The 26,113-nt window shown below is 62.7% G+C and carries 28 protein-coding genes; 5 read left to right on the top strand and 23 right to left on the bottom strand.

Features of this window, described 5'->3' with window-relative positions; all coding sequences use genetic code 11:
* Positions 1-29: 29 nt before the first annotated feature.
* The 21 genes from CXR43_RS09810 to CXR43_RS09910 form a co-directional block, all read right to left on the bottom strand.
* On the bottom strand, positions 30-782 hold the full coding sequence (locus CXR43_RS09810; RefSeq protein WP_103334171.1) for a biotin--[acetyl-CoA-carboxylase] ligase: 753 nt from the start codon (positions 780-782) through the stop codon (positions 30-32).
* The gene (nuoN, locus tag CXR43_RS09815; protein ID WP_103333766.1) at positions 772-2,208 is read right to left on the bottom strand and encodes an NADH-quinone oxidoreductase subunit NuoN; all 1,437 of its coding nucleotides are present in this window, start codon (positions 2,206-2,208) and stop codon (positions 772-774) included. The genes CXR43_RS09810 and nuoN overlap by 11 nt, the downstream gene beginning before the upstream one ends.
* 13 nt (positions 2,209-2,221) lie before the next feature.
* Entirely contained in the window at positions 2,222-3,760 is a 1,539-nt protein-coding gene (locus CXR43_RS09820; RefSeq protein ID WP_103333767.1) for an NADH-quinone oxidoreductase subunit M, read from the bottom strand.
* Between the two features lie 18 nt (positions 3,761-3,778).
* Positions 3,779-5,974 carry an NADH-quinone oxidoreductase subunit L gene (gene nuoL, locus CXR43_RS09825; protein WP_103333768.1) on the bottom strand — a complete coding sequence of 732 codons (2,196 nt, stop codon included), beginning with the start codon at positions 5,972-5,974 and terminating at the stop codon, positions 3,779-3,781.
* Between the two features lie 4 nt (positions 5,975-5,978).
* The gene (gene nuoK, locus CXR43_RS09830; RefSeq protein WP_103333769.1) at positions 5,979-6,284 is read right to left on the bottom strand and encodes an NADH-quinone oxidoreductase subunit NuoK; all 306 of its coding nucleotides are present in this window, start codon (positions 6,282-6,284) and stop codon (positions 5,979-5,981) included.
* Positions 6,285-6,368: 84 nt separating this feature from the next.
* The gene (locus CXR43_RS09835) at positions 6,369-6,983 is read right to left on the bottom strand and encodes an NADH-quinone oxidoreductase subunit J (RefSeq protein WP_103333770.1); all 615 of its coding nucleotides are present in this window, start codon (positions 6,981-6,983) and stop codon (positions 6,369-6,371) included.
* Positions 6,980-7,390, bottom strand: coding sequence for a carboxymuconolactone decarboxylase family protein (locus CXR43_RS09840; RefSeq protein WP_103334172.1), 411 nt, complete (start codon positions 7,388-7,390; stop codon positions 6,980-6,982). Before CXR43_RS09840 ends, CXR43_RS09835 begins: the two co-directional genes overlap by 4 nt.
* A 5-nt stretch (positions 7,391-7,395) precedes the next feature.
* Entirely contained in the window at positions 7,396-7,890 is a 495-nt protein-coding gene (nuoI, locus tag CXR43_RS09845; protein WP_103334173.1) for an NADH-quinone oxidoreductase subunit NuoI, read from the bottom strand.
* Positions 7,891-7,892: 2 nt separating this feature from the next.
* Positions 7,893-8,930, bottom strand: a complete 1,038-nt coding sequence (nuoH, locus tag CXR43_RS09850; protein WP_103333771.1) for an NADH-quinone oxidoreductase subunit NuoH — start codon at positions 8,928-8,930, stop codon at positions 7,893-7,895.
* A 16-nt stretch (positions 8,931-8,946) separates the two neighbouring features.
* Positions 8,947-9,348 carry a YNQ4 family lipoprotein gene (locus tag CXR43_RS09855; RefSeq protein ID WP_103333772.1) on the bottom strand — a complete coding sequence of 134 codons (402 nt, stop codon included), beginning with the start codon at positions 9,346-9,348 and terminating at the stop codon, positions 8,947-8,949.
* A gap of 3 nt (positions 9,349-9,351) precedes the next feature.
* Entirely contained in the window at positions 9,352-11,361 is a 2,010-nt protein-coding gene (gene nuoG, locus CXR43_RS09860) for an NADH-quinone oxidoreductase subunit NuoG (protein ID WP_103333773.1), read from the bottom strand.
* Between the two features lie 111 nt (positions 11,362-11,472).
* The gene (locus CXR43_RS09865) at positions 11,473-11,874 is read right to left on the bottom strand and encodes a DUF5333 domain-containing protein (protein ID WP_146036500.1); all 402 of its coding nucleotides are present in this window, start codon (positions 11,872-11,874) and stop codon (positions 11,473-11,475) included.
* 107 nt (positions 11,875-11,981) lie between these two features.
* Positions 11,982-12,236: a hypothetical protein gene (locus CXR43_RS09870; protein ID WP_146036501.1), complete on the bottom strand. Its 255-nt coding sequence runs from the start codon at positions 12,234-12,236 to the stop codon at positions 11,982-11,984.
* 5 nt (positions 12,237-12,241) lie between these two features.
* Complete coding sequence (gene nuoF, locus CXR43_RS09875) at positions 12,242-13,537, bottom strand: NADH-quinone oxidoreductase subunit NuoF (protein WP_103333776.1); 1,296 nt, start codon at positions 13,535-13,537, stop codon at positions 12,242-12,244.
* A gap of 15 nt (positions 13,538-13,552) precedes the next feature.
* Complete coding sequence (locus CXR43_RS09880; protein ID WP_168219796.1) at positions 13,553-13,777, bottom strand: DUF5337 domain-containing protein; 225 nt, start codon at positions 13,775-13,777, stop codon at positions 13,553-13,555.
* A gap of 9 nt (positions 13,778-13,786) precedes the next feature.
* Positions 13,787-15,037 (bottom strand): NADH-quinone oxidoreductase subunit E, encoded by a 1,251-nt coding sequence (locus tag CXR43_RS09885; RefSeq protein ID WP_103333778.1) that lies wholly within the window; start codon positions 15,035-15,037, stop codon positions 13,787-13,789.
* Entirely contained in the window at positions 15,037-16,272 is a 1,236-nt protein-coding gene (locus tag CXR43_RS09890; protein ID WP_103333779.1) for an NADH-quinone oxidoreductase subunit D, read from the bottom strand. Before CXR43_RS09890 ends, CXR43_RS09885 begins: the two co-directional genes overlap by 1 nt.
* 29 nt (positions 16,273-16,301) lie before the next feature.
* The gene (locus CXR43_RS09895; protein ID WP_103333780.1) at positions 16,302-16,922 is read right to left on the bottom strand and encodes an NADH-quinone oxidoreductase subunit C; all 621 of its coding nucleotides are present in this window, start codon (positions 16,920-16,922) and stop codon (positions 16,302-16,304) included.
* A gap of 10 nt (positions 16,923-16,932) precedes the next feature.
* Positions 16,933-17,466 carry a NuoB/complex I 20 kDa subunit family protein gene (locus CXR43_RS09900; RefSeq protein WP_103333781.1) on the bottom strand — a complete coding sequence of 178 codons (534 nt, stop codon included), beginning with the start codon at positions 17,464-17,466 and terminating at the stop codon, positions 16,933-16,935.
* The gene (locus CXR43_RS09905; RefSeq protein WP_103333782.1) at positions 17,457-17,822 is read right to left on the bottom strand and encodes an NADH-quinone oxidoreductase subunit A; all 366 of its coding nucleotides are present in this window, start codon (positions 17,820-17,822) and stop codon (positions 17,457-17,459) included. Before CXR43_RS09905 ends, CXR43_RS09900 begins: the two co-directional genes overlap by 10 nt.
* A 247-nt stretch (positions 17,823-18,069) precedes the next feature.
* On the bottom strand, positions 18,070-19,299 hold the full coding sequence (locus tag CXR43_RS09910; RefSeq protein ID WP_103334174.1) for a DegT/DnrJ/EryC1/StrS family aminotransferase: 1,230 nt from the start codon (positions 19,297-19,299) through the stop codon (positions 18,070-18,072).
* A 93-nt stretch (positions 19,300-19,392) separates the two neighbouring features.
* Between CXR43_RS09910 and CXR43_RS09915 the strand changes: the two genes are divergently transcribed.
* Positions 19,393-19,752, top strand: coding sequence for a hypothetical protein (locus CXR43_RS09915; protein WP_103333783.1), 360 nt, complete (start codon positions 19,393-19,395; stop codon positions 19,750-19,752).
* A gap of 3 nt (positions 19,753-19,755) precedes the next feature.
* On the opposite strand, the gene CXR43_RS09920 is transcribed toward CXR43_RS09915, so the two are convergent.
* Positions 19,756-20,415 carry an HAD hydrolase-like protein gene (locus CXR43_RS09920; RefSeq protein ID WP_103333784.1) on the bottom strand — a complete coding sequence of 220 codons (660 nt, stop codon included), beginning with the start codon at positions 20,413-20,415 and terminating at the stop codon, positions 19,756-19,758.
* 86 nt (positions 20,416-20,501) lie between these two features.
* Here CXR43_RS09920 and glmU point away from each other — a divergent pair, with 86 nt between their 5' ends.
* The 4 genes from glmU to CXR43_RS09940 are packed head-to-tail and all read left to right on the top strand — an operon-like array spanning position 20,502 to position 25,003.
* Positions 20,502-21,851 (top strand): bifunctional UDP-N-acetylglucosamine diphosphorylase/glucosamine-1-phosphate N-acetyltransferase GlmU, encoded by a 1,350-nt coding sequence (gene glmU / locus CXR43_RS09925; RefSeq protein ID WP_103333785.1) that lies wholly within the window; start codon positions 20,502-20,504, stop codon positions 21,849-21,851.
* Between the two features lie 3 nt (positions 21,852-21,854).
* A complete protein-coding gene (gene glmS / locus CXR43_RS09930) occupies positions 21,855-23,690 on the top strand; it encodes a glutamine--fructose-6-phosphate transaminase (isomerizing) (protein ID WP_103333786.1) in 1,836 nt (611 codons plus the stop codon).
* 39 nt (positions 23,691-23,729) lie between these two features.
* On the top strand, positions 23,730-24,251 hold the full coding sequence (locus tag CXR43_RS09935; RefSeq protein ID WP_103333787.1) for a DUF3833 family protein: 522 nt from the start codon (positions 23,730-23,732) through the stop codon (positions 24,249-24,251).
* A 41-nt stretch (positions 24,252-24,292) separates the two neighbouring features.
* A complete protein-coding gene (locus CXR43_RS09940; RefSeq protein ID WP_103333788.1) occupies positions 24,293-25,003 on the top strand; it encodes a DNA alkylation repair protein in 711 nt (236 codons plus the stop codon).
* Between the two features lie 4 nt (positions 25,004-25,007).
* Here the strand turns inward: CXR43_RS09940 and CXR43_RS09945 are convergent, their stop codons facing one another.
* Complete coding sequence (locus CXR43_RS09945; protein ID WP_103334175.1) at positions 25,008-26,102, bottom strand: anhydro-N-acetylmuramic acid kinase; 1,095 nt, start codon at positions 26,100-26,102, stop codon at positions 25,008-25,010.
* Positions 26,103-26,113 lie beyond the last annotated feature (11 nt).

The raw sequence follows: 26,113 nt of genomic DNA on the forward strand, positions 1-26,113 counted from the left end.
TATTTCAGAACAGATAATAAGGTCGAGGATCAGAAGAACACCTCGGCAGCGGGGATGGCAAGCCTGGTCTGCGGGGTACGCAGGATCAGGTTGCCGGAGTTGTCGATGGTCTCGAAGATGCCATGATGGTCTGTTGTGCCGGTGCGGGCGCGGATCGGCTCATTCAGACGGGCAGCATGGGCCAGCCAGGCGCTGCGGATCGGGGCAAAGCCCATGGTGGTAAAGGTAGCCTCCCACCGGGCGTAGGCGGCAGCGAGGGCGTCAAGAAACGCCTCGGGCGTAACGCGCTGACCGGTTTCCGACAGCACCGAGACCGGGGGGGTGGCCCCGGGTTCGACCTGGGCCGCATCCGGATGGCCGATCAGATTGACGCCGATGCCGATGGCAAGGGTCTGGCGGCCCAGCCCGCTTTGGCATTCCAGCAGAATGCCCGCCACCTTGCCGCCCGACAACAGCACGTCATTGGGCCATTTCAGCGCAAGCGCCTCCGGCGTGCCGGTCACCGCGCTCAAGGCGTCATGCAGGGCAAGGGCGGCGACAAAGCTGCGCAAGGCCAGAGACTGCGGCGACTCCCTGCTTTGCATGCAGTAGGTCGCGTAAAAATTGCCGCGCGGACTGGCCCAGGGCCGGGCCCGGCGGCCCCGGCCTGCGGACTGTGTCGCCGCCAGTATCCATTCGGGCCCCGCGCATTGCGGGGCCCGACGAAAGGCCTCGGCATTGGTGCTGTCAACCTCTGGCAGGAGGCTGCGTCCAACGCCTGCCGGCCAAGGTCTATCGGACAAGGGCTTCGGCGGCGAGCGCTGCAACAGGCTCGATCCCGAACAGGTTGACGATGCCCAGCACCATGATGACCGCCACACCGACCATCATCAGCCATTGCACCGGAGCCATGTTGCTGTCCGCCGGTTCGCCGTCCTTGCCGAAGTAGATGAAGAACACGATCCGCAGGTAGTAGAACGCCCCGATCACCGAGGCGACCGCCCCGGCAATCGCCAGCCAGACCATGCCCGCATCAACCGCCGCTTTCAGCACATAGAACTTGCCGAAAAAGCCAAGCATCGGCGGCACACCGGCAAGGCTGAACATCAGCACCAGCAGGGCGAGCGCCTTGAGCGGTTCCTTTTTGGAAAACATGTTCAGCGACTGGATATCCGTGATCGGGCGACCATCCCGCTCCATCGACAGGATGAAGGCGAAGGTGCCGACGTTCATGGTGACGTAGATCGCCATGTAGATCAGCATGGCCTGCACGCCTTCGGCTGTACCCGAGGCAAGGCCAACCAGCGCATAGCCCATATGGGCAATCGAGGAATAGGCCATCAGGCGCTTGATGTCGCGCTGCCCGATTGCCGCAATCGCGCCGAGGAACATCGACACCACGGCAAGTGCTGCCAGCACCTGGGTCCATTCGCCGGGGATGCCGCCGAAGGCATCATGCACCAGCCGCGCGATCAATGCCATGGCGGCCACCTTGGGCGCGGTGGCAAAGAAAGCGGTGATCGGTGTGGGCGAGCCTTCATAGACATCGGGCGTCCACATGTGGAACGGTGCTGCCGAGACCTTGAAGGCCAGGGCGGCGAGCATGAACACCAGGCCGATGGTCAGGCCGACCGGGGTATCCCCCCCCAGCGTCGACAGGATGCCGGCAAACTGGGTGGTGCCGGCAAAGCCATAGGCCAGTGAGGCACCGTAGAGGAAAAGGCCAGACGACAGTGCGCCAAGGACGAAATATTTCAGCCCCGCTTCCGACGATTTGGTGCTGTCACGGCGCATGGCGGCCACGACATACAGCGACAGAGACTGCAGCTCCAGCCCCATGTACAGCGTCATCAGATCGCCGGCCGAGACCATCACCATCATCCCGATCACGGCCAGCGTCACCAGAATGGGAAACTCAAAGCGCAGCAGGTCACGCCGTTGCATATAGTCCTGCGCCATCACCATGACGCAGGCGGCAGAGACAAGGATGATCACCTTGGCAAAGCGCGCGAAAGGATCATCGGTGAACAGGCCGCCAAAGGCCATCCGCTCGCCCTCGGTGCCAAAGCCGATGAAGAGGGCCAGGGCGATGAACAGGCCCGATGTCGCCCAGACCAGGGTGGCGGCGGTCTTGTCCTTGCCGAAATAGGCCCCGAACATCAGCGCCCCAAGCGCGAAGGCAGCCAGAAGGAATTCCGGCAGGATCGTATTGAAATCGACTGCGGTCATGATCCCCGCTCCTTCACTGCTGCGCAAGCTGCGATGCACCCGAAACGGGGATCGCGGCCTGATAATCTGTCACCAAAGCGGTGACGCTGGGGCCGATGATGTCGGTGACAAGCGCCGGGTAGATGCCCAGAAGCAGGGTCATCGCCACCAAAGGCGCAAAGAGGGCCTTCTCCCGGCGGGTCATGTCGGTGATCGACTTCAGCGCCTCTTTGATCAGCTCACCCATCACCACCCGGCGATACAGCCACAGGGCATAGGCCGCCGAAAGGATGACCCCGGTGGTCGCCACCGCCGCAACCCAGGTGTTGACCTGGAAGATCCCCACCAGCACCAGGAATTCGCCGACAAAGCCGGAGGTGCCCGGCAGACCGACATTGGCCATGGTGAAGAACATGAAGATCATCGCATAGGCCGGCATCTTGTTGACCAGACCGCCATAGGCGTCGATCTCACGGGTGTGCATCCGGTCATAGATCACGCCGACGCAGAGGAACAGCGCGCCCGAGATGAAGCCGTGGCTGATCATCTGGAAAATCGCGCCGTCAATCCCCTGCTGATTGGCGGCAAAGATCCCCATGGTCACATAGCCCATATGGGCGACGGACGAATAGGCGATCAGTTTCTTCATGTCCGACTGCGCAAGTGCCACGAGCGAGGTGTAGACAATCGCAATCGCCGACATCCACAGCACCAGCGGGGCCATCACATCGGAGCCGACCGGGAACATCGGCAGGGAAAACCGCAGGAAGCCATAGCCGCCCATTTTCAGCAGGATCGCCGCCAGCACTACCGAGCCTGCCGTCGGGGCCTGCACGTGGGCATCGGGCAGCCAGGTGTGCACCGGCCACATCGGCATTTTCACCGCAAAGCTGGCAAAGAAGGCCAGGAACAGCATGGTCTGCAACCCGCCGATGATTGGGATGCCGAACAGGCTGAACGTATCTGACGTGAAATTATGGGTCAGCAGAGTCGGAATATCCGTCGTGCCTGCATCCCAATACATGGCGATCATCGCCACCAGCATCAGCACCGAGCCGAGGAAGGTGTAGAGGAAGAACTTGAAGGCGGCATAAATGCGTTCCTTGCCGCCCCAGATGCCGATGATCAGGAACATCGGGATCAGACCCGCCTCGAAGAACAGGTAGAACAGCACCAGATCCAGCGCGCAGAACACGCCCAGCATCAGGGTTTCCAGCATCAGGAAGGCGATCATGTATTCCTTGACGCGGGTTTCCACCGTCCAGCACGACGCGATGGTGATCGGCATCAGGAAGGTGGTCAGCATCACGAACAGGACCGAGATGCCGTCTACCCCCATCTTGTACTGCAGGCCAAGGATCCAGTCATATTCCTCGACGAATTGCATGCCGGTATTGGCAGGTTCGAACCCGGCCAAAAGGAACAGCGACACAAGGAACGTGGCTGCGGTGGCCAAGAGCGCCAGCCATTTGGCATTCTGTTGCGCAGCGGCGTCATTGCCGCGCAGGAACAGCGCCATGATGACGGCGGCCACGGCGGGGATGAAGGTGATGATGGAAAGCAGGTTGTCCATAAAGTCTCTTTCGCCCCCTTACTGCGCGCCGGACAGCGTGAGCCAGGTGATCAGGGCCACAACCCCGATCACCATGGCGAAGGCATAGTGGAACACATAGCCGGACTGCGCCCGACCGGCGAGGCGGGTGAGCAAAGGGATCAGCCCCATGGCCACACCATTGATCGACCCGTCTATCACTGCCCCATCGCCGCGCTTCCACAGGAAGCCACCCAGCCACTTGGCGGGGCGCACGAAGACCCAGTCATAAAGCTCGTCAAAGTACCATTTGTTCAGCAAGAACAGGTAGAGCGGTCGCTGGTTGGCGGCCAGACGGCCGGGCAGCGACGGGTTCTTGATGTAGAACAGCCAGGACAGCGCAAAGCCAAGCACCATGGCGATGAACGGGCTGACCTTCACCCATTTCGGCACATAATGCGCATCATGCAGCACGGTATTGTCCGGCCCGATGAAGATGGCGCCTTTGGGGGCAACACTGGCGGTATGCGCGGCCTCTGCCGTGGCCACCTCTTCGGTCGCAACCGCAGGGACATCTGCCACAGCAGTTGCGGCACCTGCGACGGGCGCAGCCTCGGTCGAAACCACAGCGCCTTCTGACGGGGCCGGCGCTGTAGCGCCTTCAACCGGGGCGGCGGCATGCTCTTCTGCCTGATGATGCGCCGCGTCCATGCCGAACCAGTTGCGCACCTTGTCTTCGTCACCAAAGAACACGCTGTACCAGATCATGCCCGAAAACATCGCGCCAAGCGCCAGAACCCCCAGCGGGATCAGCATGACCTTGGGGCTTTCATGCGGCTCGTGGTGGTGATCGTCATGGCCGTGACCATGCCCATGCCCCACCGTTCCGGCCCGGTTGCTGCCATAGAAGGTCAGGAACATCAGACGCCAGGAATAGAAACTGGTCATCCCGGCCGCAACCACCAGCAACCAGAACGCGCCCTGATTGCCGACAAAGGCCGATTCAATCACCGCATCTTTCGACAGGAAACCGGCAAAGCCGATATGGGTCAGCGGAATGCCCACCCCGGTGATGGCCAGCGTGCCGATCATCATGGCCCAGAAGGTGTAGGGGATCTTTTTGCGCAGACCGCCGTAGTTGCGCATGTCCTGTTCATGATGCGTGGCATGGATCACCGAGCCTGCGCCAAGGAACAGCATCGCCTTGAAGAAGGCGTGGGTAAACAGGTGGAACATCGCCACCGAATAGACCCCCACACCCGCCGCCACGAACATATAGCCCAGCTGCGACATGGTCGAATAGGCGATCACGCGCTTGATGTCGTTCTGCACAAGGCCAATGGTCGCAGCGACAAAGGCGGTCGCAGCCCCCAGCACGGTGATCATCACCATGGCGCTTGGCGCATATTCATAGACCGGCGACATGCGGCAGACCAGAAACACACCCGCCGTCACCATCGTTGCCGCGTGGATCAGCGCCGACACCGGGGTCGGCCCCTCCATCGCGTCGGGCAGCCAGGTGTGCAGGCCAAGCTGCGCCGATTTCCCCATCGCGCCGATGAACAACAGCACCCCGATCAGGTTTGCCGCATTCCAATCGGTCCAGAGGAAACGGATGCTGGTTTCCGCAAGCGCTGGTGCGGCCGCGAAGACCTCATCAAAGCGGATCGAGTCGGTCAGGAAGAACAGTGCCATGATGCCAAGGGCGAAACCAAAGTCGCCCACCCGGTTGACCACAAAAGCCTTGATGGCAGCGGCATTGGCGCTTGGCTTTTTGTAATAGAACCCGATCAGCAGATAGGACGCGACGCCCACGCCTTCCCAGCCGAAGAACATCTGCACAAGGTTGTCGGATGTCACCAGCATCAGCATGGCAAAGGTAAAGAACGACAGATAGGCAAAGAAGCGCGCCCGGTAATGCTCCCGCTCGGTCCAGTTGTCGTCATGCGCCATGTAGCCGAAGGAATACAGGTGCACGAGCGCCGAAACCGAGTTTACCACCACCAGCATGATCGCGGTCAGCCGGTCGATGCGGATCGCCCATTCGCTGCCCAATGATCCGCTCTCAATCCAGCGCAGCAGCACCACGCGGTACATCTCGCCGTCGAATGTCAGGAAGATGACCCAAGACAGGAACGCCGCCAAAAACACCAGCGCCGTGGCGATGATCTGCCCGGCGCGTTCACCGATGATGCGCCAGCCAAAGCCGCAGATCAGCGCGCCGATCAGCGGCGCAAGAAGGATGATCGTTGCCATGGGGTCAGCCTTTCATCACGTTGACGTCTTCGACGTCGATCGTTCCACGGTTGCGGAAGAACACCACCAGAATCGCAAGGCCAATCGCCGCCTCGGCGGCCGCGACGGTCAGGATGAACATGGTGAACACCTGCCCGACCAGATCGCCCAGATGGCTTGAAAACGCGACCATGTTGATGTTGACGGCCAGCAGCATCAACTCGATCGACATCAGGATCACGATCACGTTCTTCCGGTTCAGGAAGATGCCGAAGATGCCGATGACGAACAGCGCCGCCGCGACTGTCAGGTAATGTTCCAGACCAACCATATCCTAGTCCCTCCGGGTGTTTGCCCCGTTTTGTCTTTGTCGCAGAGGCGGGGTTAACCCCGCCCTACCCCATTTTCGCAAGCCTCAGAGCCCCTGCCCCGGCTTCACATCCTTCAGCTCCATCGCCTTCGCCGGATCGCGCCACATCTGATGCAGCACGTTCTGGCGCTTCACATCCTTGCGGTGGCGCAGGGTCAGCAGGATCGCCCCAATCATGGCAACCAGCAGGATCAGACCCGAGAGCTGGAACAACAGCAGATACTTGTCATAGATCAGCAGCCCCAAGGCGCGGGTGTTTTCCACCTGATCCATCTCCGGTGCCACCGCCTGCCGCAGCCCCATTGCGCCCTCGGCCTGCACCCAGGCCCCGATGCCCAAGGACAGCTGCATCAGCAGCACCACGCCAATCAGCAGACCCAGTGGCATGTAGCGGGCAATCTCGCCCTTGAGTGCGGCAAAGTCGATGTCGAGCATCATCACCACAAACAGGAACAGCACCGCGACCGCACCGACGTAGACGATGATCAGCAGCATCGCCACAAACTCTGCACCCAAGAGAACGAACAGCCCCGCAGAGGACAGAAAGGCCAAGATCAACCACAGCACCGAATGCACCGGGTTGCGGCTGAGGGTCACCATCAGCCCGGCTGCCACCACAACGATGGCAAAGGCATAAAAGGCATAATCCGCGACAGTCATGTGTCACTCTCCTCAGTCTCGGCAAAGACGCTCTGCGCGATTTCCAATGCCTTTTGCGTGGCGGGCAGGCCACCGAACATGCTCATCTGCCAGATCACTTCGGCAATCTCGCGCTGCGTGGCCCCGGCGGCGAGACCGTTCTTGATGGTCACCCGCAATTGCGGCTCACCGATCGGGCCAAGCACGGTTTGGGCGGCGATGGTCACCAGAAACCGGGTGCGGGCATCCAGACCTTCGGGGTTGAAGGTCTTGCCGAACCACATTTCCAGCAGCTCTTTCGGCATCGCCGGAAACAGCTTTTCAAAAGCCTTCGGATCGATGGTGTCCATGCCGGGCATGAAGGCGCTTGCCATCTTTTGCCCCTGCTCCATCATCTGCTGCAGCATTCTGGTATAGGCTTCGGTCATCGCGCTCACCTGTAGGGCGCGTCGAGTTCGAGATTGCGGGCAATCTCCGCCTCCCAACGCGCGCCATTGTCGAGCAGCTTTTCCTTGTCGTAGAACAGCTCCTCGCGGGTTTCGGTGCTGAATTCGAAATTCGGGCCTTCGACAATGGCATCCACCGGGCAGGCTTCCTGGCAAAATCCGCAGTAGATGCACTTGGTCATGTCGATGTCATAGCGCGTGGTCCGGCGGCTGCCGTCTTCACGCGGTTCGGCATCGATGGTGATGGCCTGCGCCGGGCAGACCGCCTCGCACAGCTTGCATGCGATGCAACGCTCTTCACCATTGGGATAGCGGCGCAGCGCGTGTTCACCGCGGAACCTGGGCGACAAGGGCCCCTTTTCATGCGGATAGTTCAGCGTGTCTTTCGGTGCGAAAAAGTATTTCAACCCCAGAGCAAAGCCCTTGATGAAATCCTGCAACAGGAAATACCGGGTTGCGCGGTTCCAGTCGATGTTTGCCATGATCAGCCCCCAATCGTCCAGCGGGCCCAAGCGCCGCCCAGAACTTCGAATTTCGCAAGGAAAGCCACCAGCACGACCCAAGCCAATGACAGCGGCAGGAACACCTTCCAGCCGATCCGCATCAGCTGGTCGTAGCGATAGCGTGGCACGATGGCTTTCACCATGGCGAACAGGAAGAAGAAGAACGCCATCTTGATGAACATCCAGAAGAAGCCATCAGGCAGCCCCGGAATGGGCGACAGCCAGCCGCCGAAAAAGAGCAGGCTCATCAGCGCGCACATCAGGAAGATGGCGATATATTCGCCCGCCATGAACAAAAGGTAAGGCGTCGAGGAATATTCCACCATGAACCCGGCCACCAGTTCCGATTCAGCCTCTGGCAGATCGAACGGCGGACGGTTGGTTTCGGCCAGGGCAGAGATGAAGAACAGAACCACCATCGGCAGATGCGGCAGCCAGTACCACGAAAACAAGCCGTAAGCCCCGTCCTGCGCCGCCACGATGGCCGAAAAGTTCATCGATCCGGTCGAGATGATGATGCCGATGATGATCAGACCCAGCGACACCTCATAGGAAATCATCTGCGCCGCAGAGCGCAACGACCCGAGGAACGGGTATTTGGAGTTGGACGCCCAGCCCCCCATGATCACGCCGTACACCTCAAGCGAGGACACCGCGAACACAAACAGAAGGGCCACGTTGATATCGGCCAGAATCCAGCCCGCGTTGAAGGGAATAACCGCCCAGGCCAGCATCGCCAGCACGAAAGACAGCATCGGTGCCATGAAGAACACCGCGCGGTCGGCCCCCGCAGGCACCACGATTTCCTTGACCACATATTTCAGCGCATCGGCCACCGATTGCAGCAGGCCAAAGGCCCCCACCACGTTGGGCCCGCGCCGCATCTGCACGGCGGCCCACACCTTGCGGTCCCCATAGACCAGAAACAACAGGCTGATCATCACGAAGCCCACGATCAGCAGGCTTTGCGCCGCGACCAGAACCAGCGTGCCCATTGGCGTTGCCAGAAAATCAGACATTCTCAGCCTCTCATCTTCATATCGTCGGTATCCCGAGCGCCCCGCAATCGCGCACCGTCACCTCGGCGTCGATTGTTTTCAGCCCGGGTGGCAGGGCGGCCGAGATCAAATAGACCGCGTCCCCCCGCCAGGTATTTCCAGCCTTCGCCACCGTGGTGCGCACATGCCGCGCAAAACCGTAGCCCCGGATCAGCGCATATTGTGCGGCGGCACAGCGGCCATAAGCCTCGACATCCTCATTCCCGCGCGCGCCATCCAGCGCGACACGAAAGCTGACCATGTCATCTTGTAGCAGCACGGTCTGAATGCCCTGATAGGACGGATTGATGCCGCCCTGTGCCACGGTCCCGGTCCCGGCACAAGCCGACAGCGCCGCAAAAGCGGCGGTCAGGCTGGCAAGGGCGGTTGCGTGGGGCATCTGTTATTCCGCCGCCAAAGGGGACGCGTGCCGGGTTTTCGCAAGCGCTGACATTTCTGCCATCACCTGAGAGGACCGCGCAATCGGGTTGGTCAGGTAGAAATCCTGCACCGGCAGCCGGAAACTGGCGCGGGCAGGTTCGCGCAGGGGGATGCGGGTCCAGGCATTTTCGGCCAGCTGATCGATCTTGCCCAGATGCGGATGCGCCGCGACCAGCGCCCGCCGCAACCCCGCCAGAGAATCCCAAGGCAGCGTGGCCCCCAGTTCCGCCGACAGCGCCCGCAGGATCGCCCAGTTCTCCTTGGCCTCGCCCGGCGCAAAACCGGCGCGCAGCGCCAGTTGCGGGCGGCCCTCGGTGTTGACGAACAGGCCGCCTTCCTCGGTATAGGCGGCACCGGGCAGGATCAGGTCGGCGCGGTGCGCGCCCCGATCCCCATGGCTGCCCTGATAGATCACGAAGGGACCGGCCTTGATGTCCACCTCATCGGCGCCAAGGTTATAGACAACCTCTGCCCCATCCAGCGCGGCAGACAGACCGCCATCGGTCACGGCACCCACGTCCATTGCCCCCACCCGGGCCGCGGCGGTGTGCAGCACCAGAAGTTTCGCGCCCATGCCTTCGGCCAGTTTCATCGCCTGCGACAGCACCGCCTCGCCATCAGCCTCGTTCAGGGCCCCCTGACCGACAATCACCACGGCCCCTTCGGTTGCCGCAGCTTCAGACACCGCCTTGACCAGTGCCGCGCGGTCATCGCCGGCATGGCCATAGTCATAGGTCAGATCCACGGCGGCACCGATCAGGGTCACGTTTGCCCCCGCACTCCACGCCTTGCGAATGCGGGCGTTCAGCACCGGGGCCTCATCGCGGGGATTGGTTCCGATCAGGATGATCGCGCGTGCCGTGTCGATATCTTCAATCGCCGCCGTGCCGACATAGGCCGAGCGGTTGCCGATCGGCAGTTTCGCGCCATCGGTGCGGCATTCGATGCGGCCGCCAAGACCTTCGACGAGGTGCTTGAGGCTGAACACAGCCTCCACCGGGGCCAGATCGCCGACAATCGCCGCCACCTTCTTGCCGGTCATCGCAGCGGCTGCGGCGGCCAAGGCCTCCCCCCAACCGGCTTTGCGCAGCCGACCGTTCTCGCGGATATAGGGCGTGTCCAGCCGCTGGCGGCGCAACCCGTCCCAGATGAAGCGGGTCTTGTCGGAAATCCACTCCTCATTCACGCCGTCATGGTTACGGGGCAGGATGCGCATCACCTCGCGCCCTTTGGTGTCGATGCGGATGTTGCTGCCAAGCGCATCCATCACGTCGATGGATTCGGTCTTGGTTAGCTCCCACGGCCGCGCCGTGAACGCATAGGGTTTCGAGGTCAGCGCGCCGACCGGGCACAGATCGATGATATTGCCCTGAAGGTTGCTGTTCAGCGTCTCGTTCAGATAGCTGGTGATCTCGGCATCCTCGCCCCGCCCGGTCTGGCCCATCTGGGTGATGCCAGCCACTTCCGAGGTAAAACGCACGCAGCGGGTGCAGGAAATGCAGCGTGTCATCGTGGTGGCCACCAGCGGGCCAAGATTCAGGTCTTCGCTTGCCCGCTTCGGCTCGCGGTAGCGGCTGAAATCGACGCCGTAAGCCATGGCCTGATCCTGCAGGTCACATTCGCCACCCTGATCGCAGATCGGGCAATCCAGCGGGTGGTTGATCAGCAGGAATTCCATCACCCCTTCGCGGGCCTTCTTGACCATCGGGCTGTTGGTTTTCACCACCGGCGCCTCACCATTCGGGCCGGGGCGCAGATCGCGGACCTGCATGGCACAGCTTGCCGCCGGTTTCGGCGGGCCGCCCACAACCTCGACCAGACACATGCGGCAGTTGCCGGCAATCGTCAGACGTTCGTGATAGCAGAAGCGCGGGATTTCCACGCCTGCCACCTCGGCCGCCTGGATGATGGTCATCGCGCCATCCACCTCGACCTCGATGCCGTCAATGCTGATCTTTTTCAGGTTCGTCATCTGCTTACTCCGCAGCCATCGTGGCGCTGGGGTGGATCACCCGCCCCGGCGCCCTGTTCTGTGCCGTGTTCTGTGCCTGGCTTTGCGCCCGGCGAAATCTCTCTGTCCCGGTCATCTGGTTGACCGCAGCAATGCGCCGACAAGGCTGCCGCGCGCAATCTCTGCCTCACCCGCGGCGCAATAGGCGCCAGCCTCACCCGGAACGGCACCCTTGCTGGCCAGCCAGGCTGCCGCCTCTGCCTTGCCCCGTGCCTTTTCCGTCTTGTCTTCCACAAAGGCGCGCACTTCGGTGGCGCTATAGCCCTGCGACAGGGCATAGTCGCGCAGCTTCAACAGCTCATTGAGCGCGCGCAACCGGCGCGGTTCCAGCGTCGGGCAATTGTCGGCAATCGCATCGGCAATGAACCCGCTGCGCAGCGTGTCATTGATCCGCTTTTCCTGATTGATCGGCACCAGCGCAAAAGCAGGCGCGGCCAGCATCAGGGCGGCAATCATCATCGGAACCAGTTTCATCACGGCCTCCTTGGCAGTCCATGCCAAGGACATAGGCACTGCCGCCCCGGATATGCGATGACAAGCCTGTTCCATCACGCGATCTTGGGCCGTTATCGGATAGCGCATCAGGCGCACCCCCCGACATAGACCCAGGTACCTGCCTCGAACCGGTCATAGATCCCGGGGCGCAAGCGCCGGCCTTCGGCGGCACAGGTGGCATCCGCCACCCGGCGCGCGGCAGCGCCTTCATGCATCCCGAACGGCTGGCCATTATTGGTCACCCGCAAGGGCATTGGCGCAACCGCACCCTGACCGGTCCCCTGCGGGGCCGGCTGCACGCAGGCCCCAAGGGCCAGCGTCAGGGAAAGGGCTGCCGCCATCCGCATCACTCCGCAGCAACGGCGCTGATGCGCCCGGTTTTCTTGGCCTTGATCCGGTCTTCGATCTCATCGCGGAACGCCCGCACCAGACCCTGGATGGGCCAGGCCGCCGCATCGCCCAAGGCACAGATCGTATGCCCCTCAACCTGCTTGGTCACGGAAATCAGCATGTCGATCTCCTCCACCTCGGCCTCACCGCGCACCAGACGGTCCATCACCCGCATCATCCAGCCAGTGCCTTCACGGCAGGGCGTGCACTGGCCGCAGCTTTCGTGCTTGTAGAATTTGGACAAGCGCCAGATCGCCTTGATCACATCGGTGGACTGATCCATCACGATCACCGCCGCCGTGCCCAGACCTGACCGCTGCTCACGCAGCCAGTCGAAATCCATGATCGCATCATCGCATTGCGCCGCCGTCAGCAAGGGCACCGACGACCCGCCGGGGATCACCGCCTTGAGGTTCTTCCACCCGCCGCGCACGCCACCACAATGCCGTTCCAGGAGTTCCTTGAGCGGGATCGACATTGCCTCCTCGACAACACAAGGTGCGTTCACATGGCCCGAGATGCCAAACAGCTTGGTGCCCGCGTTGTTCGGGCGGCCAAAGCCCGCAAACCATTCCGGCCCGCGCCGCAGAATGGTGGGCACAACCGCAATCGACTCGACGTTGTTCACCGTGGTCGGGCAGCCGTAAAGCCCTGCACCCGCCGGGAACGGCGGTTTCATCCGCGGCATGCCCTTCTTGCCCTCAAGGCTTTCCAGCAACGCGGTTTCTTCGCCGCAAATATAGGCCCCGGCCCCGTGGTGCAGGTACAGATCGAAATCCCAGCCGGATTTTGCGGCATTCCGCCCCAGCATCCCGGCGTCATAGCATTCGTCGATTGCCGCCTGCAGCGCCTCTTTCTCGCGGATGTATTCGCCGCGAATGTAGATGTAGCAGGCATTGGCATTCATCGCGAAAGACGCGATCAACGCGCCTTCAATCAGCGTATGCGGATCATGCCGCATGATCTCGCGGTCCTTGCAGGTTCCCGGCTCCGACTCATCGGCGTTGATCACCAGATAGGCGGGCCGCCCATCGGACTGCTTGGGCATGAATGACCATTTCAGACCCGTCGGGAACCCTGCCCCGCCGCGCCCGCGCAAGCCCGATGCCTTCATCTGCTCGATGATCTTGTCGCGACCGCGCGCGATGATCTCGGCGGTGCCATCCCAATGGCCGCGCGCCTTTGCCCCCGCAAGGCTGCGGTCATGCATCCCGTAAAGGTTGGTAAAGATGCGGTCCTTATCCTTGAGCATTGCTTGCCCCTTCCTTCAACCCTGACGACTGCGCCAGATCTGATACGTCACAACCAGCGCCCAGAAGAACGCGGCAATCGCGGCAAAATCGAACAGAAAGACATAGCGGGGATCCCACCCCATCTGTCCGCCCACAAATTGCGCGCCCATCCACAACACCATCGTCCCCGCCAGTACAAAGGCCACAAGCCGGGCCTTGTGAGCCGTGCTCATGTCACGCTTCGGATCTGGCCGGGTCATGCCATGCCCTCAGTAATCGTTGGTCTTGGCCCGGATGCGGAATGCGTCCAGACCTTCGGTTACGATGATCTTTGCCTGCGCCACCCATTTGTCCCGGCTGACCCGGCCCCGGAAGCCTTTGAGGTTCTGGTCCATCCAGGCAATATCCGCCTCAGACCAGGCGGCGATCTGGTCAAAATGGAAGATCCCCAGGTCATGGCACAGCTTTTCCAGCGACGGGCCGATGCCCTCGATGATCTTCAGATCATCGGCTGCCCCACCGCGTGGCTCGGCAAGACCTTGCGGCTTCTCGCCCGCAGGCACGTGCGGCGCAATGCCGGGTTCCGGCGGCAGGGCCACGCCGTCTTGCGTATCCTTGGACGGCACGGTCTCTGGCGCGGCCGCAACCTCGGTCGGCGTGCTGGCTGGCTCACCTTTTGAAATCGGCCTGCCGGCGGATTTCGCCGGGGCCTCCTGCACAGTGGCACCGGTTGCATCCGCAGGGATGCCTGCGCCGGGTTTCGGTTCGCTGGGCAGATCATCGGGCGCACCAGAGCCGTGTGGCGCTTCGGGCCGGGCGATCCAGGGCGTGGTCAGTGGCACTTCAGTCCCGTCAATGCGCTTGACGGTTTCGCCGATATCCACCGCCAGCTGTGCGCTTGCGTTATAGGGCTTGCGCCCCGCCTCATGCTCTTTGAGGCTGGTCAGCCCGGTCAACGGTTCGGAGGCATAGCGCCCATTCTGTGGCCCCGGTACCGGAACCTCTCCGGCGCTGAACCGCGCGATCAGATCACGCAGCTTTTCGGGCGTCAGATCCTCATAGTAATCCTTGCCGATCTGGGCCATCGGGGCGTTGGAACAGGCCCCCAGACATTCCACCTCTTCCCAGGAAAACTTGCCATCAACTGAGACGGTATGCGGCTGTTTGGCAATTAACTCCTGACAGACGGCGATCAGATCCTCGGCCCCGCAGATCATGCAGGACGTGGTGCCGCAAATCTGGATATTCGCAATCGATCCAACCGGTTGCAGCTGGAACATGAAGTAGAAGGTCGCCACTTCCAGCGCGCGGATATAGGCCATGCCCAGCATGTTGGCCACATATTCGATCGCCGGACGCGTCAGCCAGCCATGCTGTTCCTGCGCACGCCACAACAGCGGGATGATGGCCGATGCCTGACGCCCTTCGGGGTATTTGGAAATCTGCCCCTGCGCCCAGGCAAGGTTTGCGGGCGTGAATTCAAACGAGGCAGGCTGGTCTTTGTGAAGGCGGCGCAGCATCAGCGGTCGATCTCCCCGAACACGACATCCATCGTGCCGATGATGGCAGAGACATCAGCCAGCTGATGCCCCTTGCAGATATAATCCATGGATTGCAGGTGCAAAAACCCCGGCGCGCGGATCTTGGCGCGGTAGGGTTTGTTGGTGCCATCGGCCATCAGATAAACACCGAATTCGCCCTTGGGGGCTTCAACGGCGGCATAGACCTCTCCGGCGGGCACGTGGAAGCCTTCGGTATAGAGCTTGAAGTGATGGATCAGCGCTTCCATCGAGGTCTTCATCTCGCCCCGCTTGGGCGGGGTGATCTTGCCGCGCGCCAGCACATCGCCCTTTTCCACGCGCAGCTTGGCACAGGCCTGCCGGATGATCGACGTGCTTTCCCGCATCTCCTGCATGCGGCACAGATAGCGGTCATAGCAGTCGCCATTCTTGCCGATCGGAATCTTGAAGTCGAATTCGTCATAGCATTCATAGGGTTGCGCGCGGCGCAAGTCCCAGGCGAGACCGGACCCGCGCACCATCACGCCCGAATAGCCCCATTTGAGGATATCCTCTTCGGTGACAATCCCGATATCGGCATTGCGCTGCTTGAAAATGCGGTTTTCGGTCAGCAGGGTTTCAATGTCATCCAGAAGCTTGGGAAAATTGGTCGCCCAAAGATCGATGTCCTCCACCAGCGCATCGGGCAGATCAACATGCACGCCGCCGGGCCGGAAATAGGCGGCATGCAGACGCGCGCCACAGGCCCGTTCATAAAACACCATCAGCTCTTCACGGGCGGTGAACCCCCAAAGCGGCGGGGTCAGCGCGCCCACATCCATGGCCTGGGTGGTCACGTTCAACAGATGGTTCAGCACCCGGCCAATCTCGGAATACAGCACCCGGATCAGCGACGCCCGGCGCGGCACAACTGTACCGGTCAGCCTTTCAATCGCCAGACACCAGGCGTGTTCCTGGTTCATCGGCGCCACATAGTCCAGCCGGTCAAAATACGGCAGGTTCTGCAGATAGGTCCGGCTCTCCATCAGCTTTTCGGTGCCACGGTGCAGCAGGCCGATATGCGGATCGCAGCGTTCGACAATTTCACCGTCCAGTTCCAGCACCAGACGCAAAACGCCATGCGCCGCAGGGTGTTGCGGGCCGAAGTTCAGGTTGAAATTGCGGATCTTCTGTTCACCGGTCTCAAAATCGGTGGAACCGTCGTCATAGCTGTTCTTGCGGATATCGCCGTCCATCAGACTGCTCCCTTTTGGTCGCGGGCCATCTATTTGGCCCCCGCCTTGTCATCCCCGGGCAGCACATATTGCGCGCCTTCCCAGGGGGACATGAAATCAAACTGCCGATACTCCTGCACCAGCTTTACCGGCTCATAGACCACGCGCTTTTGCGCCTCGTCATAGCGCACTTCGGTATAACCGGTGGTCGGAAAATCCTTGCGCAGCGGGTGACCGCGAAAGCCGTAATCGGTCAGGATGCGGCGCAGATCGGGGTGGCCGGAAAACAGGATGCCGAACATGTCGAACACTTCGCGTTCGAACCAATTGGCGCTGGGGTGCACACCGACCAGCGATGGCACCATATCCGCCTCACCCACCGCGATTTTCACCCGGATGCGGTGGTTTTGATACATCGACAGAAAATGGTACACCACATCAAAGCGCCGCTCGCGCGTGGGGTGATCCACCGCCGTGATATCCACCAATGATGAGAAGCGGCACGCCGCATCGGTGCGCAGAAAATCGGCAAAATCAGCGATGTGGCTGCTCACCACCTCCAGCGTCAGCTCGCCGAAGGCAGCATGCGAGGCCAGCACATCATTGGGCCGGCGCATCGCGATATGGGCGGCCAACTCTTGCAGCGCTTCCGAGACTTGGGCTTCGGACATGATGTTCTCCTCAGCGGGTCAGGGTGCCGGTGCGGCGGATTTTCCGCTGCAGCTGCAAAATGCCGTAAAGCAAAGCCTCGGCCGTGGGCGGGCAGCCGGGCACATAAATATCGACCGGCACAATCCGGTCACAACCGCGCACCACCGAATAGCTGTAGTGATAATAGCCGCCGCCATTGGCGCAGGAGCCCATCGAGATCACATAGCGCGGTTCTGGCATCTGATCGTAAACCTTGCGCAGCGCCGGGGCCATCTTGTTGGTCAGCGTGCCCGCCACGATCATCACGTCAGACTGGCGCGGGCTGGCGCGCGGTGCCACGCCAAAGCGCTCCACATCATAGCGCGGCATCGAGGTGTGCATCATCTCTACCGCGCAGCAGGCCAGGCCAAAAGTCATCCAGTGCAAAGAGCCGATCCGGGCCCAGTTGATGATGTCTTCGGTCGAGGTCAGCAAGAACCCCTTGTCCTGCAGATCACGGTTCAGGGCCTGGGTGGCAACCTCCATGTCGCCGCCCGCCGTGTTGGCTCCTGCCATCACTCCCATTCCAAGGCCCCCTTCTTCCATTCATAGGCAAAGCCCACCGTCAGCACGCCCAGGAACACGATCATCGACCAGAACGCCGTCATGCTGATTTCACCAAAGGCAACCGCCCAGGGAAACAGGAAGGCGACTTCCAGATCAAAGATGATAAACAAGATTGACACGAGGTAAAACCGCACATCAAATTTCATCCGGGCATCATCAAAGGCGTTGAATCCGCATTCATAGGCCGACACCTTTTCCGGGTCGGGATTGCGGACAGCAAGCACTGCGGCGGCCAGAAGCAGAACAAGCCCCAGTCCGATTGCAAGTGCAAGTAGAACGATGATCGGAAAATACTCTCGGAGAAGTGCGTCCACGAGATGCTCCTTCGGCTGGCGACTGCGAGCTGCGGATGCTGGCGACCCGCTTGCACTCTTGCGCACCCGTTTACTCTGCTCCCCCAGCGGGGTCAACGGACAGGGTATCGAAAACACGCCACAATACAGGGTGAAAATCGTCACACCCCGAAAACCGGGCACAAGGCATGCCTTGCAGTTCCAGATACTTGCTGCGCTGCGGCACGCGAATCGTAAGGTTAACTGTTTCGACGCAGGGAACGGCCCGTCAGTCGCCCAAGGGCAGCGCCGCAACCGGGGAAATCTCGCCCTGCCTCAGGCTCAGCACTTCGGCCCGGATGATCCTTGCGATCATGGCCGCATCCGCCGGGGTAAAGGTCAGCGGCAGCCGCATGTCGATCAGCCCCGCCAGCACCGCATCGGTCTGCGGCAGGGGCCGGGGGGCCGCATAGTGCCAATGGTCATAGCGGCTGGTGAAGGCCACCGGGTCCGGCGCACCGAACCATTTCAGCTCTACCCCGCGTGCCGCACAGCGCGCGATCAGCGCGGCCACCCGTGCAGGCTCCCACCCCGGCAGCGTAAACTGGAAACTTGAGGGCACAAACTGTTCGGCATCCGGCCGGGGGATCAGGCGCAAGCCGTTGGTCTGCTCCAGCCCCTGTTCCACCGCGCGGTAAAGCGCCAGCCACCGCGCCGCGCGGTCTGGCAGCAATGCAATCTGCGGCCGCAGGATCGCCGCGCGCAGATTGTCCATCCGGCCCGAAATATTGGGAATGTCCAGCCGCAAGCCCTCAAATACCTCGGGCGGGGGGGCCGCGCGGTGGCGGGGATACAGCATATAGCTGCCCGACAGCAGCACCGACCGCGCCGCAAGATCGGCGTCATCCGTCACCAGCAAACCGCCCTCGCCCGAGTTCATGTGCTTGTAGGTCTGCGTCGAATAGCAGCCGATCACCCCATGCCGGCCCGAAGGCACGCCGTTCCACGCCGCACCCATGGTATGGGCGCAATCCTCGATCACCTTCACGCCCAGACGGTCACACAGCGCCATCAGCCGGTCCATGTCACACAGATGCCCGCGCATGTGCGACAGCATCAGCACCCGCGCGCCGGTAGACAGCGCCATCGACTCCAGATGGGCAAAATCAATGGTCAGGTCGGGCGTGGTTTCGATGAACACCGGACGCGCGCCGATGCTGGCAATCGCCCCCGGCACCGGGGCCAGCGTGAAGGCATTGGTCAGCACCGCCTCCCCCGGCCCCACCTGCAAGGCGCGCAAGGCGGTGGCCATCGCATAGCCGCCCGAAGCCACCGCAAGGCAGTAGCGCGCGCCGGTAAAGGCGGCAAATTCCTGTTCCAGCAGCGCGGTTTGCGCGATTTCATCGGGCGCAGTGTTATAGCGGTGCAGCCGCCCGTGCCGCAGAATATCCATCGCTGCCGCGATCCCCGCTTCGGGGATGGGCTCTTGTTGGGTAAAGCTGCCGGTGAACCGTTCCATGCCGGGGAACATGTGTCGCAATCGCCGGATCGTCAATGGCTTGGCGCGGAGGGGTCACTGTGTCACGGTAGGTTCAGGAAAAAGGAAGACCCCATGCGCCACCTCTGCATCGCCACCTGTCTGGCGCTGTCCTTCGCCAATGCCGCGCAATCAGCGCCGGCGCAGGCCGATCTGATCATCGAAGGCCGCGCGGCGCAGGCGCTGCATTGCTCGGCCATGTTGTTCATCGTGTCCTCGACCCTGTATGACATGGGCGAAATTGCGCGCAATATGCGCGACACGGCGCAGCGGGCGGCACTGGTGATCCTCGATCAGGTACCGGGCACCGAAGAGCAGCGCCGCCGGGCGATGGTGCAGCGGTTTGACCGGATCATGACCAGCCGCACACCCGCAGAACTGGTCAAGGAATACGGCGATACGGCGCTGTGGTGCCGGCGCAGCTTCCTGCCCTGAGCCTCAGGCCAAAAGGCGCGTCGCAAGCTCGGGCAGATCGTCAAAATGATCCAGCAGCGCCTCGGGCTGCAGCCGCGCGATGCTGCGCCCTTCAGGGCCAAAGGTGACCAGCGCCACCGGCACCCCGGCGGCCAGCCCGGTCTTGCGGTCGGTCTCGGTGTCGCCGATCAGCATCGACCGGCCGACCGTGCCGCCTGCCTGCCGCACCGCCGCAATATAGGGCGCGGCATCGGGCTTGCGGGTGGGCAGGGTATCGGCGCCGATCAGCGCCCCGAACAGGCCGCGAATGCCAAGCCGCAGCGTCAGCTCTTCGGCCAGAGCTTCGGGCTTGTTGGTGCAGATCGACACGGCAATGCCCTTGCGGCGCAGGGCCTCCACCGCCTCGACCGCCCCCGGATACAGCTTTGTATGCACCGCAATCGCCTGCCCATATGCCTCCAGCAGCACCGGGTACTGCGCGTCGATCTGCCCCTCCTCGACCGACCCCAGCCGCGAAAAGCCCAAGCGCAGCATCGCCCGCCCGCCGTGAAAGGCCGTCAGCCTATCGTCGGGGCCCAGCATGTCGCCATGGCCCAGCCTTTGAAAACAGGCATTTGCAGCGGCAAGAAGATCATCGCTGGTATCGGCAAGGGTGCCGTCCAGATCGAAAACGACAGTGCGCATAGACTGTAACCTTGCGTGAGGAACACGGGCCTTGCGGCCCCCGGCCCCATGGGTAAAACGGAGGCAACAAGAAAGAAAGGGGCAGTATGCCGGTATCCTTGGTCATTCTGGCAGCAGGTCAGGGCACGCGGATGAATTCCGACCTGCCCAAGGTGCTGCACCCTGTGGCGGGCAGCCCCCTGTTGCATCATGCAATGCAGGCGGGCCGCGCGCTGGCACCCGAGCGGGTGGTGGTGGTCACCGGGCATGGGGCGGATGCGGTGACCAAGGCCACGCTGGCCTTTGACGAAGACGCGCTGACCGTGGTGCAGGCCGAACAGAAGGGCACCGCCCATGCCGTGGCGCAAGCCGCCCCCCTGCTGGCCGATGCCTCGGGTGATGTGATCGTGCTCTATGGCGACACGCCTTTCGTGCGGCCAGAGACGCTGGAGGCGATGCAGGCCGCCCGCGCCCGCCATGCGGTGGTGGTCTTGGGCTTTCACGCCGCCGATCCGGGCCGCTATGGCCGTTTGGTGGCCGAGGGGGAAAATCTGCAAAAGATTGTCGAGTACAAGGACGCATCAGATGAAGAACGCGCGATAACCCTTTGCAATTCCGGGGTGATCTGTGCCGATGCGAAATTGATGTTCGACCTTGTGGGCCAAGTCGGCAACGCCAATGCGGCGGGGGAATACTACTTGACAGATCTGCCGGAACTCGCCCGCAAACGCGGATTGTCGGCAGGCGTGGTGATCTGCCCCGAGGAGGAAACGCTTGGTGTGAACACAAGGGCGCAACTGGCTGACGCCGAACGCGCTTTTCAGATCCGCGCCCGCGCCGAGGCGCTGGAAAACGGCGTCACCCTGACCGCACCGGAAACCGTGTTCTTTGCGCTCGACACTGTGGTGGGCCGCGATGCCATCATCGGGCCGAATGTCATCTTCGGGCCCGGCGTCACCGTGGAATCCGGGGCCGAGATCAAAGCCTTCTGCCATCTGGAAGGCTGCCACATCAGCCGCGGCGCCACCGTCGGCCCCTTCGCCCGCCTGCGCCCGGGGGCCGAACTGGCCGAAGATGTGCATGTCGGCAATTTCGTCGAAATCAAGAACGCCATTCTGGACGAAGGCGTCAAGATCGGCCACCTGACCTATATCGGTGATGCCGATATCGGTGAGTATACCAATATCGGCGCGGGCACGGTGACCTGCAATTATGATGGTGTGATGAAGCACCGCACCCGGATCGGCAAGAACGCCTTCATCGGGTCGGACACCATGCTGGTGGCCCCTGTTACCGTGGGCGACCATGCGATGACCGCCTCTGGCTCTGTCATCACCGAAGATGTGCCGGCCGAGGCACTGGCGGTAGGCCGCGCCCGGCAGGTGACCAAACCCGGACTTGCGACCAAGCTTTTTGCGCGGCTGCGCGCCCTCAAGGCCGCAAAGGCCAAAGGATAAACCATGTGTGGAATTGTCGGCGTTCTGGGCAATCATGAAGTGGCCCCCCTGCTGGTCGAGGCGCTCAAGCGGCTGGAATATCGCGGCTACGATTCCGCAGGCATCGCCACGGTGAACCACGGCAGGCTGGACCGGCGCCGCGCGGTGGGCAAGCTGGTGAATCTGTCGGACCTGCTGGTGCATGACCCCTTGGCGGGCAAGGCGGGCATTGGCCATACCCGCTGGGCCACCCATGGGGCCGCCACGGTGGTCAACGCGCATCCGCACAAGGCCGGGCCGGTGGCGGTGGTGCATAACGGGATCATCGAAAACTTCCGGGAGCTGCGCGCGGACCTGGCAACGGCGGGCTATGCGCAGGAAAGCCAGACCGACACCGAAACCGTGGCGCTGCTGGTGCAGCAGGCGATGGACGGCGGGGCCAGCCCGACAGAGGCCGCGCGCCAGACCGTCAAGCGCCTGCACGGGGCCTTTGCGCTGTGCTTTCTGTTCGACGGTCAGGATGATCTGCTGATCGCCGCGCGCAAGGGCAGCCCGCTGGCGATTGGCCATGGGGAGGGCGAGATGTTCGTGGGCTCGGATGCCATCGCGCTTGCGCCGATGACCGACCGCATCACCTATCTGGAAGAAGGGGACTGGGCGGTGGTCACCCGTGCCGGGGCCGAAATCTTTGACGATCACGACCGCCGCGCCAACCGCGCCGAGACCCGCATCCAGATCGACGCCACCCGGATCGAAAAGGCCGGCTACAAGCATTTCATGGCCAAGGAAATCGCCGAACAGCCGGTGGTGCTGGCGGCAGGGTTGCAGCATTATACGCAAGGCGCCTCGCAGGGCGGGGTGAACCCCGCCCTACACCTGCCCGCAGGCGTGGACTTTACCGGGGTGGACCGTCTGGTGCTGGTCGCCTGCGGCACAGCCTCCTACGCCTGCCATGTCGCCAAATACTGGTTTGAGGCATTGGCGGGCCTGCCCTGCGACATCGATATTGCGTCGGAATTCCGCTACCGTGAGCCGCCGCTGTCCCCCGATCAATGGGCCGTCTTCGTCAGCCAGTCGGGCGAAACCGCCGACACGCTGGCAGCTTTGCGCTATGCGAAAGAAAAGGTGGCCAAGGTTGTCTCGGTGGTCAACGTGCCCACCTCCTCCATTGCGCGCGAATCCGATCTGACCCTGCCGATCCTGGCGGGGGTCGAGGTGGGGGTGGCCTCGACCAAGGCCTTCACCTCGCAGCTGATGGTGCTGGCGCTGATGGCGCTCAAGGCCGGGGTGGACAGGGGGCGGCTTGATGCAGCTGCCCTTGCCGCGCATCTGGCGGCGCTGCACGCGCTTCCGGGGCTGATGAACCACGCGCTTGGCCAATCGGGAGAGATTGCCAAGCTCGCCGAAGAGCTGGCCCGGGCGCAGGACATCCTGTTTCTGGGACGTGGCCCGATGTATCCGATGGCATTGGAAGGCGCGCTGAAGCTCAAGGAAATCAGCTATATCCATGCCGAGGGCTATGCCTCGGGGGAACTCAAGCACGGCCCCATCGCATTGATTGATGCACAGGTGCCGGTCATCGTTCTGGCCCCGCGCGATGCGCTGTTCGACAAGACCGTGTCGAACATGCAAGAGGTGATGGCGCGGCACGGCAAGGTGCTCTTGATCTCGGATGCCGCCGGGCTGGCCGAAGCAGGGCCCGGCACCTGGGCCACCTTGACCATGCCCGCGGTGGACCCGATCTTTGCGCCGATCCTTTATGCGGTACCGGCGCAATTGCTGGCCTATCACACCGCCATCGCCAAGGGCACCGATGTGGACCAACCGCGCAATCTGGCCAAATCCGTGACTGTGGAATAGCGCGCGCTATCTGCGCGAGGCAACAACCCGGAGGATAAGATGCACCGTCGCCTGTTCCTGCTTGGCGCGCTGGCCCTTGGCGGCTGCGCCTCGGCCCCGGCCTCGCCCACTGTTCCCACCCGCCCCGTAACGCTGGACGCGGCCTTTGTCGGGCGCAAACGCGGCAAGGGCCTGTTCCGCGTCTGGCTGACCGGGGATGAGCGGCGCTTTGATGCGCGGCTGGACGGGCGGCTGTCGCGCGGCGGCCAGCGAATGACGGTGGTCGAGGATTTTGTCTATGACGACGGCCAGACCGACCGTCTGACCTGGGTGTTTGACCGCAACGGCCCCGGCCGCTGGACCGGGCGGCGCGAGGATACGGTGGGGCAAGCCACCGTGATCGAGGAAAACGGCGAGGTGCGGCTGACCTACACCGCCGATTTCAAATCAAATGAAGGCGTCACCCGGCTCGGCTTTGCCGATGTGATCTATCTGCGCGAGGACGGGGTGATCGTGAATGATGCGGTTGTCTCCCGCGCCGGTATTCCTGTAGGGTCCATCCGGTTCGAAATCCGGCAGTAAAGGGAAATATCGGTGGCACAGACAGCACGGGGCAAGCGCCCATGACCCCCTACCAGGCGCTGGAAGCGCTGGAGACTGTGGCCCATCCGGCCAAGGCCGCCGAAGCCGCCGCCTATCACAAGGCCCCCGCAGATTCGGGGCGCCGCTATCTGGGGCTGACCCCGGCGCAGATCGACGCGCATGTGGCCCAATGGCGTGCCGATCTGTCGGTCGAGGGGCGGGTGTCGCTGGCCGAAGGATTGTGGAACACCAATGTGCATGACGCGCGCGTTGCTGCCGCGAAGCTGTTGAGCCAAGCCCGCCTGCGCCCCGACAACCGGGCGTGGACGGTGATCTGCATGTGGGTGGAGGAGCTGGATGTCTGGGCACTGGCCGATCTGGTCACCACTGCTGGGCAAAAGCGGGTGGTGGCCGACCTGACCCGTCTGTCCGATCTGGAACAGTGGGTCGAGAGTGAAAGCCATTGGGCACGGCGCGCTGCGCTGCAGATGCTGCTGCCCTTTGCCAAGCTGAACAATCTGAAAGACGCCGAATATGACGCGCGCGAAACCGGGCTGATCTGGGCCGAGCATCTGGTGACAGATCGCAACTGGTTCATCCAGAAGGCGATTGCCGACTGGATCGACACATTGGCCAAGCATGACCCCGCCCGCGCCGCCGAATTCATGGATGGCCCCGGTCTGGGCCTGAAAACCTTTGCCCGCAAAGAGGCCGCCCGCCGCCTGCCCGACCTGCCGCTGACCGAAGACTGAAAGCCTAGGGCCGGCTGATCTGGCCGCCCCCCACCGCCGCGCGCACGCCGGTGGTGGCCGGGCCCGAGGTGGGCAGGCCGCGCATCACCCGCACGGCCAGATAGGCAAAGGCCTGCGCCTCCAGCATGTCGCCGTTCAGCCCGATGGCCTCTACCGGGTCGACCTCCACCCCCAGTCGTGCGGCAAGCTGCGCCATCAGCGCCGCATTGTGCCGCCCGCCGCCACAGACCAGAACGCGCGAGACGGGATGCGGAAAATGCTCGGCCCCGCGCGCGACTGCGGCGGCGGCACAGGCGACAAGGGTGGCGGCGGAATCGGCATCAGACAAGGGCGCGACGGCGGACAACAGGCCGGGAAAACCATTCCGGTCCAACGACTTTGGCGGCATCTTGAAGAAATACGGATGCGACAGGAAGGCCTCTACCACGGCCTCGTCCACCATCCCGGAAGCGGCGAGTGCCCCGCCCAGATCCTGCCCCAGGCCGCGCCGCTGCAGCATCAGATCATTGACCGGCGCATTGGCAGGCCCGGTGTCAAAGGCCAGCAATGCGCCCGGATCTTCGGGCCGCGCAACCCTTGGGTCCACCCATGTCAGGTTCCCGACCCCGCCAAGGTTCAGAAAGGCCACCGGCGCATCCAGCCCGGCAAAGCGGGCGCAGGCGTGGTGGAAGAACGGGGCCAGCGGTGCGCCCTGCCCGCCCATCTGCACGTCCGTACTGCGGAAATCCCAGACCACCGGCACCCCCAGCACCTGCGCCAGCAAGGCCCCGCTGCCAGCCTGATGCGTGCCGCGCCCGGCGGGGTCATGCGCCAATGTCTGGCCGTGGAACCCCACCACATCCGCCCCCGAAAACCGCGACAGCACCTGCGCATGGGCGGTTTCCACCACCGCCGCCGCCTCATCCACCCCCGCGTCCCCCGGCCAGTGGCCAAAGGCGGCGCGGATCACATCCTGCTCTGCCTGACTATAGGCCCGGTAGGCATCTGGGCCGAATTGTGCAATCGACTGCCCGTCGGTCAGCACCATCGCCGCATCCACCCCGTCCAGCGAGGTGCCTGACATCGCCCCCAAAGCCCAGATGGCCCCTGTCACTCGCATCTTTCCAAGCC

This window comes from Pseudotabrizicola formosa (assembly GCF_002900965.1).
Taxonomy (GTDB): domain Bacteria; phylum Pseudomonadota; class Alphaproteobacteria; order Rhodobacterales; family Rhodobacteraceae; genus Pseudotabrizicola; species Pseudotabrizicola formosa.

Bases quoted from the DNA above. Each gene is read 5' to 3' on its own strand.
- nuoN (WP_103333766.1), bottom strand. From the start codon at position 2,208: ATGACCGCAGTCGATTTCAATACGATCCTGCCGGAATTCCTTCTGGCT.
- CXR43_RS09820 (WP_103333767.1), bottom strand. From the start codon at position 3,760: ATGGACAACCTGCTTTCCATCATCACCTTCATCCCCGCCGTGGCCGCC.
- nuoL (WP_103333768.1), bottom strand. From the start codon at position 5,974: ATGGCAACGATCATCCTTCTTGCGCCGCTGATCGGCGCGCTGATCTGC.
- nuoK (WP_103333769.1), bottom strand. From the start codon at position 6,284: ATGGTTGGTCTGGAACATTACCTGACAGTCGCGGCGGCGCTGTTCGTC.
- CXR43_RS09835 (WP_103333770.1), bottom strand. From the start codon at position 6,983: ATGACTGTCGCGGATTATGCCTTTTATGCCTTTGCCATCGTTGTGGTG.
- CXR43_RS09840 (WP_103334172.1), bottom strand. From the start codon at position 7,390: ATGACCGAAGCCTATACCAGAATGCTGCAGCAGATGATGGAGCAGGGG.
- nuoI (WP_103334173.1), bottom strand. From the start codon at position 7,890: ATGGCAAACATCGACTGGAACCGCGCAACCCGGTATTTCCTGTTGCAG.
- nuoH (WP_103333771.1), bottom strand. From the start codon at position 8,930: ATGTCTGATTTTCTGGCAACGCCAATGGGCACGCTGGTTCTGGTCGCG.
- CXR43_RS09855 (WP_103333772.1), bottom strand. From the start codon at position 9,348: ATGCCCCACGCAACCGCCCTTGCCAGCCTGACCGCCGCTTTTGCGGCG.
- nuoG (WP_103333773.1), bottom strand. From the start codon at position 11,361: ATGACGAACCTGAAAAAGATCAGCATTGACGGCATCGAGGTCGAGGTG.
- CXR43_RS09865 (WP_146036500.1), bottom strand. From the start codon at position 11,874: ATGAAACTGGTTCCGATGATGATTGCCGCCCTGATGCTGGCCGCGCCT.
- CXR43_RS09870 (WP_146036501.1), bottom strand. From the start codon at position 12,236: ATGGCGGCAGCCCTTTCCCTGACGCTGGCCCTTGGGGCCTGCGTGCAG.
- nuoF (WP_103333776.1), bottom strand. From the start codon at position 13,537: ATGCTCAAGGATAAGGACCGCATCTTTACCAACCTTTACGGGATGCAT.
- CXR43_RS09880 (WP_168219796.1), bottom strand. From the start codon at position 13,777: ATGACCCGGCCAGATCCGAAGCGTGACATGAGCACGGCTCACAAGGCC.
- CXR43_RS09885 (WP_103333778.1), bottom strand. From the start codon at position 15,037: ATGCTGCGCCGCCTTCACAAAGACCAGCCTGCCTCGTTTGAATTCACG.
- CXR43_RS09890 (WP_103333779.1), bottom strand. From the start codon at position 16,272: ATGGACGGCGATATCCGCAAGAACAGCTATGACGACGGTTCCACCGAT.
- CXR43_RS09895 (WP_103333780.1), bottom strand. From the start codon at position 16,922: ATGTCCGAAGCCCAAGTCTCGGAAGCGCTGCAAGAGTTGGCCGCCCAT.
- CXR43_RS09900 (WP_103333781.1), bottom strand. From the start codon at position 17,466: ATGGGAGTGATGGCAGGAGCCAACACGGCGGGCGGCGACATGGAGGTT.
- CXR43_RS09910 (WP_103334174.1), bottom strand. From the start codon at position 19,299: ATGGAACGGTTCACCGGCAGCTTTACCCAACAAGAGCCCATCCCCGAA.
- CXR43_RS09915 (WP_103333783.1), top strand. From the start codon at position 19,393: ATGCGCCACCTCTGCATCGCCACCTGTCTGGCGCTGTCCTTCGCCAAT.
- CXR43_RS09920 (WP_103333784.1), bottom strand. From the start codon at position 20,415: ATGCGCACTGTCGTTTTCGATCTGGACGGCACCCTTGCCGATACCAGC.
- glmU (WP_103333785.1), top strand. From the start codon at position 20,502: ATGCCGGTATCCTTGGTCATTCTGGCAGCAGGTCAGGGCACGCGGATG.
- glmS (WP_103333786.1), top strand. From the start codon at position 21,855: ATGTGTGGAATTGTCGGCGTTCTGGGCAATCATGAAGTGGCCCCCCTG.
- CXR43_RS09935 (WP_103333787.1), top strand. From the start codon at position 23,730: ATGCACCGTCGCCTGTTCCTGCTTGGCGCGCTGGCCCTTGGCGGCTGC.
- CXR43_RS09940 (WP_103333788.1), top strand. From the start codon at position 24,293: ATGACCCCCTACCAGGCGCTGGAAGCGCTGGAGACTGTGGCCCATCCG.
- CXR43_RS09945 (WP_103334175.1), bottom strand. From the start codon at position 26,102: ATGCGAGTGACAGGGGCCATCTGGGCTTTGGGGGCGATGTCAGGCACC.